Below are 2,925 nucleotides of genomic sequence, written 5' to 3'. Positions count from 1 at the left end.
GGGGGGGTGAAAAGGGGGGCAAAAACAAGTATCTTTGCCAAAGTAGGATGCTCCCGCCCAACCCCCCTTCCCTGATAAGCTGCTGTGCATCTAAATTGGATATTTACATTTTTGAAAGGGTTTTTTGGTGTGGGTTTTTTGGTGTGGGAGTATCTAAATTAAGTGCGTAATAGCTTATCAGGGAAGGGAAGTTAAAAATCTCCCGTTTTTAAACCGTTTAAACGGGAGATTCTCAGCTAATTACGCCACATTGGGAATCGGCACAAACAGATTTTGTGCCACAAAATTACCAATATCCCAACCCATGGGCAACGCATCAGTAACTGTAGCCTCCCGAACATGAACCCCGCCGTAAACCCGACTGATGGCATCATCAAAAGCTGCCTCATTAAAGTTGTTGTAGTAGCGAGTTGTCCCCAACAATTCCTGTGAAACCGCAGTAAAGCCGTAGTCTTCGCCAAAGAAATTATTCATCACCCCAGCCCATGCACCACCGAAAGACGAGTGTCCTGATATATAATCAGGGAATGGAGGAGTAGGACCGAGAAGAGGTTCCCAATCTGGGTCCGCAACTGTTCCTGGCATCCCATCCTTGGCCGCAAATCCTTCAGCAATGACATCATCTGGTCTAGGCTGCATAGTCTTGTACTTGGCATCCCATGCTACAATCGCTGCATCAGCCAAAGCAATATTTAGCTGGGCGAATAATCGGGCATTTTCTGATAATGTATTGCCTTCCCGGATTGCCACTTCTTCCGCAATTTGATTTAATTGACCATAAGGTCTAAAAGTATCAGCGCGGTCATAAGCCCAAAAGACAGCAATTTCCGTCTGGTCAGCGCTCCGGAGAACAGGACTTAAAGCTGTACTCTGTTTACCACCAAATAACCGTACTTCCTCAATCTCTTCCATATATTGAGTGGTTCCCGGCTTGCCATCAAGTCCATCTGGCGCAAAGTTGGCAACACTAGGAATAGCAAAAGGAGTAACCTTACCCCAGTGACTTCCTACCGCCACACCAGCATTTGGTTTACCTGCTCCTGCCGGATACCAAACATAGTCGCCGGGAGGATAAACGATAGGGGCATTATTACTTGAACCGTCATTTTTACGCAAAGCCAAAATTTGCTCTGCGACTTGCCGTCCAAATAAAACGCCCTTAGCTTCAGCGAAAGGATTGTCAGTAACTTCAATTAGAGATCTTACTAACTGTTGGTCGAACATCGTAGCTTGTTTTGGTAGCAGCTCAACCAGTATTCGATGGGCTGCCCCTACAGCAGCAGCTTGGACAGATGCACCTACTGGGGCGACTCCATTAAAGCTATAGGAGGTGTGGGTGCGCTCAAAAGCATTAACAGCATCATAAACTGCCGCAGAAACCATGGCTAGTAGACGAGAACCTTCTGTTGGCGGCACTCCCCTTCCTGCTTCACCTTCAGCTTGGATAGCATTTAAAGCTGTAGCATTCCAGTCAATGACAATATCACTCCCTGGTGCAGAAATATGCTTGCTAACAATATTATTGTTTTCATTGCTTTCTGCGATCGCATTTCCTGAGTCGATTTGAGCAATAATCTTGTAAGCGCCCGGTGCTACCACTGAGGTGAGGTTTTTATAATCTAAACTAAAGGTTTTGGATTGGCCGGGCTTGAGGTTAATATTTTGAACGATAGTCTTCAGGAGTCCATCATTAACATCAATATCTCCGTCTGTTGAGATATATAGTTTGATAGATAGAGGACCCTTTGCTACCGCATTACCTCTGTTGGTGACTGTCACCTTTACCTTGCCATCGTCACCAAATTCAATGGTATCTGGTATTTCTATATCACTGATTTGACCGACTAAATCTGCTTTGGGAGCAGCCTTAATCGAGTTGCTGCTAGTGGGGATATTGAGGTTAGAGATACCCTGAGAGGTAACGGTATTTTGACTAGCAGGAACTATGGCTTGACTGGAAAGAACTGCTTTATTGTTATTATGTTGAGTGGTTTGGCTGGAATTCCCTGTCTGGGCAATCGTCAAATCACCTTCAGGAAGAAATCCATTAAATAGACCAGAACCATATTGGGAGTTTAAATCTAGTGATGTTGCCATGGTATTCTATTGTTTGGTTAACTATTAATCAAGCTGCTGGTGGAGGAAACAGAAGCCTTTGTGATGGCTTAGTCCGCTTTCGGCATCGCATTTTATTGCGTATCAGTAGTTTTACTCAATTTTCCGCCTTAGTCTAACACTAAATTAATGTCTATATTAATCACTATCATTAAACCAATGACTTATTCCCATCTTCATCAAAACAACACGAAATCTTCATTGAATCTTTATACTAGCTTCATAAAAGAAGGTTCTCTTCTAGTATTTACCCTCCCTCGGAATTAGCCGTGAGTTTTTGACTCACCTAAGAGCCTAACCCCTCTAAGATCCGAATCTCTAAACTTGACTCTATCCAACTTAGCACCTCTCAAATCAGCACCCTTGAGACGTACTTGAATCAACTTGACACCCGTCAAATCAGCACCTCTGAGATCCGCACCGCTCAGATTAGCACCTTTCAAGTCAGCCTGCCTCAAATCAGCTCCCCTCAAATCAGTACCAACTAGATCGGCAGTAATTAAATCAGCATGATTCAAATTAGCTCTATTCAAATTAGCCAAACTCAGATTAGCCAAACTCAAATCAGCACCACTCAAGTCAGCACCACTCAAATCAGCATCACTCAAATCAGCACCACTCAAGTCAGCACCACTGAGATTAGCACCACTGAGATTAGCGCCACTGAGATCCTCACCACTGAGATTTTTCCCATTCAGATTGACATTCACAAAAGTTTTCAGCAAAACCACTAATTTTGATACAGATTAGTTAATTCTTTTTCTTTTATGATGCCATTACGCTGTCCTGCATCAGCCATTTGTATCAAAT

The 2,925-nt window shown here is 43.6% G+C and carries 2 protein-coding genes; both read right to left on the bottom strand.

Features of this window, described 5'->3' with window-relative positions; translation table 11 throughout:
- Window positions 1-240 precede the first annotated feature (240 nt).
- Complete coding sequence (locus NJ959_RS27985) at window positions 241-2,097, bottom strand: CARDB domain-containing protein (RefSeq protein ID WP_254015039.1); 1,857 nt, start codon at window positions 2,095-2,097, stop codon at window positions 241-243.
- 281 nt (window positions 2,098-2,378) lie between these two features.
- Window positions 2,379-2,825, bottom strand: coding sequence for a pentapeptide repeat-containing protein (locus tag NJ959_RS27980; RefSeq protein WP_254015038.1), 447 nt, complete (start codon window positions 2,823-2,825; stop codon window positions 2,379-2,381).
- Window positions 2,826-2,925: the final 100 nt, after the last annotated feature.

It is taken from the genome of Limnofasciculus baicalensis BBK-W-15, assembly GCF_024178385.1.
Classification (GTDB): domain Bacteria; phylum Cyanobacteriota; class Cyanobacteriia; order Cyanobacteriales; family Coleofasciculaceae; genus Limnofasciculus; species Limnofasciculus baicalensis.
The sequence above is the reverse complement of the archived record's forward strand: the minus strand, read 5'-3'. Positions and strand labels throughout refer to the sequence as shown.